6 protein-coding genes are annotated in these 6001 nt (G+C 62.0%); 3 read left to right on the forward strand and 3 right to left on the reverse strand.

Translation table 11 applies throughout. The annotated features are described in order from the left end of the window. The first annotated feature begins 182 nt into the window (after positions 1 to 182). Entirely contained in the window at positions 183 to 554 is a 372-nt protein-coding gene (locus ASF71_RS24280; protein WP_162243143.1) for a hypothetical protein, read from the forward strand. 1820 nt (positions 555 to 2374) lie between these two features. Here the strand turns inward: ASF71_RS24280 and ASF71_RS24285 are convergent. Next, on the reverse strand, positions 2375 to 2647 hold the full coding sequence (locus tag ASF71_RS24285; protein ID WP_156372986.1) for a hypothetical protein: 273 nt from the start codon (positions 2645 to 2647) through the stop codon (positions 2375 to 2377). 81 nt (positions 2648 to 2728) lie between these two features. Next, positions 2729 to 3091 carry a hypothetical protein gene (locus ASF71_RS24290; RefSeq protein ID WP_156372987.1) on the reverse strand — a complete coding sequence of 121 codons (363 nt, stop codon included), beginning with the start codon at positions 3089 to 3091 and terminating at the stop codon, positions 2729 to 2731. A gap of 428 nt (positions 3092 to 3519) precedes the next feature. On the opposite strand from ASF71_RS24290, the gene ASF71_RS19345 reads away from it, so the two are divergent. Then, positions 3520 to 3807, forward strand: coding sequence for a hypothetical protein (locus ASF71_RS19345; protein WP_056303175.1), 288 nt, complete (start codon positions 3520 to 3522; stop codon positions 3805 to 3807). A gap of 244 nt (positions 3808 to 4051) precedes the next feature. Here ASF71_RS19345 and ASF71_RS19350 read toward each other — a convergent pair whose 3' ends face one another. After that, positions 4052 to 4657 carry a hypothetical protein gene (locus tag ASF71_RS19350; RefSeq protein WP_056303176.1) on the reverse strand — a complete coding sequence of 202 codons (606 nt, stop codon included), beginning with the start codon at positions 4655 to 4657 and terminating at the stop codon, positions 4052 to 4054. A gap of 726 nt (positions 4658 to 5383) precedes the next feature. Between ASF71_RS19350 and ASF71_RS19355 the strand changes: the two genes are divergently transcribed. Beyond that, positions 5384 to 6001: site-specific integrase (locus tag ASF71_RS19355; RefSeq protein ID WP_162243144.1), on the forward strand; the 618-nt coding region annotated here is incomplete at its 3' end.

Raw genomic sequence — 6001 nt, forward strand, 5'->3', positions numbered from 1 at the left:
TCCAGACTTTTCTCTGCTTTCCCATGGTGATCTCCAGTCTGCTCGTCCCTCGCATCACAAGGGTCAGGTTCTGGAAGTCATCTCTGGAGCATTACCGGGTGCCGGGTGGAACGTTGGGCCACATGCCCCTCTAGGTTCCTACTCTCGACACGACCACCGAGATCACCCCACGTGACGACAGCGTGTGGGCAAAACGATCGGCCAGCATCTTGCCGGCGACCGACACTCTGATCCGCAATGCGATCGCTGCACTGAAGAGCGAAGGCCAGTTGATATGGCTCGAAGCGTTGACGATGGCACCCGAGATTCACCACATCGTTTCGGAAGTCGTAGGCAAGGTGGCGCCAGAGATCAAGGGGACGTCGGCGCGCGAGCTGGTGATCCTGGTTTCTGCAGCAGGACTTGTCGCCATACCTCCCAGTTCCCGTGCGCCGTTGGCTCACCTCTCAGAGCCTGCGTACGATCGTCACCCAGGTGCAGAGCGCAAACGAGATTTGGGTCAAGCCGAGACTGAAGACGAAGATCTCGGCTGTCGTTCCATCGCGGTGATCTAAGCTGAGTCGCTCGTCTCGTGCTGCGTTGCCCTGATGAGCAAGGTCCCATCTCTGACTTCAGCCGAGTGCCGAGTCGGATATGGGGCCTTTTTGTTTTGCTCTCTTGGAAAAAAGGGGGGATGACCCGAGGGGGAAGCACCGCCGGTCGCAGGCCGGGGGTGTCCGTCCGGGCGATTCGAGGGGGCATCCTTCAGGAGATCTCCTTCCTGGGCATCTGTCTTCCGCCACACGTGGCCCGCCGATCAACATCAACACAGAGTCGCGGATGCACGCGCGCCTCCTTCTTCTGGGGCCTCTGTCTAGGAACTGGAGGTGCCAGGCCCCCCACAGCCAGGCTGAGGCCAGGGCGGGGAGAGGGTGAGCAATTGGTGAGTGTCGCTGATTTATATTCCAGAGCGCTTTATAACGGCTTGCATGGAAAAGGGGTGATGTAAGGGTTTTATGTGCGCTGGGCGCGGCTGCGGGGGCAGTCAGGAGCACAATTACATCACGGGTGATGTTGCGTAAATGTAAATCCATGTAAACCCAATTTCGCCTTCAGCTCAACCCTCATATCGAAAGATGCGGGCAAATATGAGATAGGCCTGAGCTAGGCGACCCCATTCTAAAGGCCAGGCGGCCACATCGAAATGCGTGAGTGAAAGATGAGTACCGATGATTTGAATTCCAGAGTAGTTGAGGAACTGAGGTTGCTCTCGAGGGTGATGTAACGGTTCTAACCGCGCTGGGTGCGGGTGGAAGGGCAGTTAGGAGCGCAATTACATCACGGGTGATGTCGCGTAAATGTAAATCCATGTAAGCCCAATTTCGCCTTCAACTCAGCCACAACACCGGAAGATGAGCAGCAATATGAAGCTAGGCTGAGTATGAGAAGATATTTCTAAACTTCCCGTGAAGGCCCCGTATCGATACGGTATCGATACCGTAACTGATCCCGTATCGCTCACCGCGTTGATTACCGCTTTGATCACTACCTTGATTACCGCGTTGTCTACCGCGTTGATTACCGCGCTGATCATGGTGTGCTGTGCAGGAACGAGACGACCCCGCGCGGGTGTCGGGGACCTGGGGTGCGCTTGAGTTCAGAGGGTCAGGAGGACGGCGCTGAATTGGAAGGCGCGGGCACGGACCCCCAGGTTCATGGTCACGCCGGCCGCGACCTCACGCGCTTGGGCCTTGGGGAGTTGGTCGACGAGGAGGACCCACTCGCCGGGTCGGCGGACTTCGACGGCCCAGTCTCGTTGGGGACGGTAGGTTTTTTGTCGGGTGCGGGAGGCGCTTCGGCGTTGGTGGCGTGGATGTCGGGGGGCATCAGCGGGAGGGCGGAACCTCACGTAGGCTCAGCCTCGTTCGGTCAATCGCACATTGCTCAGGCGACCTGATCGCCCGAATGTTCCGACCCACTTCCCTGGCCTTTCCCACCTCCATGCTTCCGAGGAGGCGTGCACCGCGTCCCCGCAGCAGAGCAACCAGGTCAACCGAGCACGCCGCCTCCCGCATCCGGCACCCGCTGCGACTTTAAGTCCACGACCATCAACTGTTCCGCAAGCCACACCGCGCACGAAGCCCAAGCGCCGATCACCGTCGCCGTCAACACTTGATGACTCGGACTGCGCAGCGACTTCAATCCCTACACCTCCACTCCGAACGCATCTCCGTACGTCACGCGCACCCAACGAGGCATCATCGGTAACAAGTCGTGCGCTGCCGAGATTGCTGCACCGAGCGCGACGTACGCCCGGTGGCCATGACGCTCCATCCCCTCGCGCAAGATCTGCAGCAAGGTCAGCTCGTCGGTGGACTCCAATCCTGAGTTGCGGTCATGTCACTCCTACCAAGAAGAGAGGCCGCGTCTTTGAGCACAACCCCGGTGAACGTTCAGTCCGTCGTGCGGTCCTACCAGAGCGCCGTCCATTGCGCAGCTCTTCCGGCGACATCCGCTCCACTTCATTGAGCAGCATGCCCGCGCACTCTGTCGGATGACTGAGCTCGGTATCAGAGGGATCAAGATTCAACAGCAACGCCCGCGCCTCGTACTCTGGCAGTTCGAAGATCAAGGCCTGTGCCTCGACCTGCCTCACTTCGAGTTCCATGTCGGCCACCAACGGACGGGGCAGCCACCCCGCTCGGCCAACGCTGACGCCTCCTCGAACAGCATCGCGCGCGGGTCCTCGTCACTCGCGTTGCTCTCCGAAGGCAGGCCTGCGTCCAATCACAACTTCAGCAGCGCCTTGGGGTTGCATCGTTTCAATACGCCTTGTCCAAGACGAGCCCAGCTCCAGGGACCGTCGTGCTGAGGAGAGCCACCCCTGAATCGTCACAGAGGTGTGGATGCCCTCTGCCATGAACGAGTCGTGTGATGTCTGCAGCACTTCGTCGGATAACGTCGGCAGAGCAGGCAACACGTCGCGCAGTTCGTCCTGTCCCACCGGGCCATTCGCAACGGAGAGGTCAGCCGGTGGCACAGACCCCAGGAACGGCGCGCACTTCTCCATGACTTCCTCCACGGCTGCACGCACCGCCGGAGTGTCGACCAAGTCCCAGCCTTCGGAGCTGCAACCCCGCCGCTACAGACAGAGGGGCGCGCGCGATCCAGTCTCTGAGGTGACGCCTCCCGCAGACCGGCGTGCTCTCTGGCGCGGCTGAGGTCGCCAGCGCTGCAGCCATCGGTCGGCTGCCCGTTCCACTCCGCGACGTCGCTGATGCACGAACCTCGGCGGCCGCCCTCGCCGGACGGGTCGGAGCAACAGCACCGCTCGTCAACGCCGAGGTGCGCTCAGGCTCTCGTACGTCGGCACCACCTGCGTTCCCTCGAACGAGGAGGTCGCCACGCTGACGCTCAGGTGGCAGCCTGGGCGCTGTGGGCCACGGAGCTATAGATGACCGGCCACGACCTGGGCGAGCCCGGCGGCTGACTCAACTTCGACTTCTCCGGGGCCGTGCCGGTGGAGTAGGCTCTGGACCCATGACTCAGCCCCCAACCCCGCTCACCTTCTGGCAGGCCCGCGTCCTGCTCCTGCTCACCCTCGAGCCACAGTCGGTCGACGAGGTCTCCAGCCGCATGGCCGAGCGGGGCGCGGTGCTGAACAACAGTCGCGTGCGCCAGTTGCTCGACGAACTGCTCGCGGCCGGGCTGGTGACCCAGGTCCCCCGCAAGGGGCACGCGGGTACCCGGTACGGCCTGGGGGTGGTGCCGGCGGTCGACACTGCGCTCGATCAGGCCTACGAGATCGTCGCGTCCCAGTCCTCCTGACCTCCCCTAGGGCCATGGCCCAGCAACTGATCCTGACCCCGGTCGCCCCCGAAGGCGCGCAGCTCGACCTCGCCTTGTACGGGGCACGTGGCGTGTGATCGGCACCGTGAGCTTCAGTTGCGATGCCAAGCCATCAGACTGAGGCAGACCGCCGCAGGTGCTGCGGTGAAGAGTGGAGCGTGCCATCTGGAAATTCATCCTGGCCGCTCTCTCTGTAAGTGAGATCCCACGCAGTACCGCCTCTTCAGTTCAGGTCAAAGTCACGCATCCGGCGCAGCAGCGCATTCGTGAGCTGTACGGTCCGACTGTGAATTCCCGAGAGTTCCCAGGGTCGTGCGGGGACGAGATCTTCTTGCCCCTGTGTGGGAGACGCCCAGTAGAAGAGCTCACTCGGCGTAATGGTTTCCCCGGCCAGGCTCACCGTATTCAACCAGAAGGTGTCATGGGGACCAAAAAAAATCAGGAAGAGATGTCTGGCGCCCAGCGGATGACCGAACAGGCTCTCTGCTGTGAAACTCAGGACCCCCTGATACGTCGAGTGGCCGATCTCGGTTTGCATCTCGACCTCGGCCGCGAAATCCCCCCAGAGCATTTTGGGCTGCTGGGACGTATCGCTGAACTGGAGCGCCGCCACGTAATCGTCCCAGGTAATCAAGGTCTCGGGGGCGTCGAGCAGGGCTTGGCGATAGAGCGGCTCGAAGGTCGAGTCAATATGCATGGCCTGCTCGGTGGGTGATGCCTGGGTGCCCACCAACTGGGCATACCAATGCTGCAGGAGATCACTGGTATGCCAGTGAAATCCCAATCCCTGTGCGGCATCGCTCAGCAGCTGCTCCCGGAGGGCACTCATGCGGACCCGCCCGTACCGTTTGCCGGAGCAGGGCCCGCCAAGGCTGGGGCAAGCCTCGTAGTTATAAAGGCCTGAAAACGAGGGTTCTGGAGCCGGCTCATAGGCCCAGTATGCGGGAGTGCGGTGGTCCTGGGACTGCCCTTTTAGAGAGGCTGTGACATGGACACTCCCAGATCCTCACGTCTGGGAGCGCCTTTTTCATCCTCTATATGTGCCACTCCTGAGGAGAAGGAGGTCTACCAACGGACTGAGAGAGAGATTCTCTCGAATCTTCGCTGTCAAATCAGGGGTACCCACTACCCCTCGGAACCACTTGAAGGCCCCCTCCTGGCCTTCCTGTGAGCGAGCAAATTTTTTCTTGCAAGCGAACTGTTCCTTGGTCAAGACGGAGGTGGTGATGCCCCAACGTGGGTAGGGTGGATAACAGGGCCCGAGCCGGCGGTGGAGATGGAGCGGCAGGTCGGGGCCTCGGGACAGGGTGTTGGCGACGAACCGAGGCTCTTATTGTTGAGGGTGACTAATCTCTCTTAGTCAACACCCCATACACGCTACCCTCCCCCCATGACCCTCGTCCGCCCTACTACCGCGTTAGCCTGGTCGGATCTCACCGACCAAGCGTTACGGGTCCGCGCCACGGAAGCCGCAGCCACTTACGACACCCAGGCACTCACCCAAGTCCTCACCGCCTACCTCCACCTGCTGGTGTACGTGCTGGANCCTCCCCCCATGACCCTCGTCCGCCCTACTACCGCGTTAGCCTGGTCGGATCTCACCGACCAAGCGTTACGGGTCCGCGCCACGGAAGCCGCAGCCACCTACGACACCCAGGCACTCACCCAGGTGCTCACCGCCTACCTCCATGCCGGCAGCAAGAAGGGGGCCCGCACCAGTCCCAAAACCGTCGCCGCCTATCAACTTGCGGTGCGCACCTTCGTCCCCTGGGCTCAGAGGAGTGGAATGCAACTCCTCCGTCCGGGGCACCGGGATGGTGGCCGCTACCTCGCCCACCTCCAGACCTCGCCGGGGCGGGGCGGAATTGGTCACCTCTCGCCCGCTTCCGTCGCGCAGTACTTCGCTGGAGCGCGGGCGCTCTACCGTGCCCTGAGGTGGGCGGGGGTCACCCAGCTCGATCCGTTCACCGATACTTCCGCACCTGCCGACCCGACGCCTGGCATCGTCAAGAATCCTCCCTACCTCGAAGAGATCGAGCGCGTCTTGCCCCACTGCACCCCGAAGCTCGCGGCCTTGCTTCTCCTCTGCGCGCACTCCGGTCTCCGGGTGAGTGAAGCGCTTGCGGTGCGTCCGTCCGACGTGCAGGGTCGGGATCTGACCGTCCGTGGCAAG

Source organism: Deinococcus sp. Leaf326, assembly GCF_001424185.1.
In the GTDB taxonomy this organism is placed as follows: Bacteria; Deinococcota; Deinococci; order Deinococcales; family Deinococcaceae; genus Deinococcus.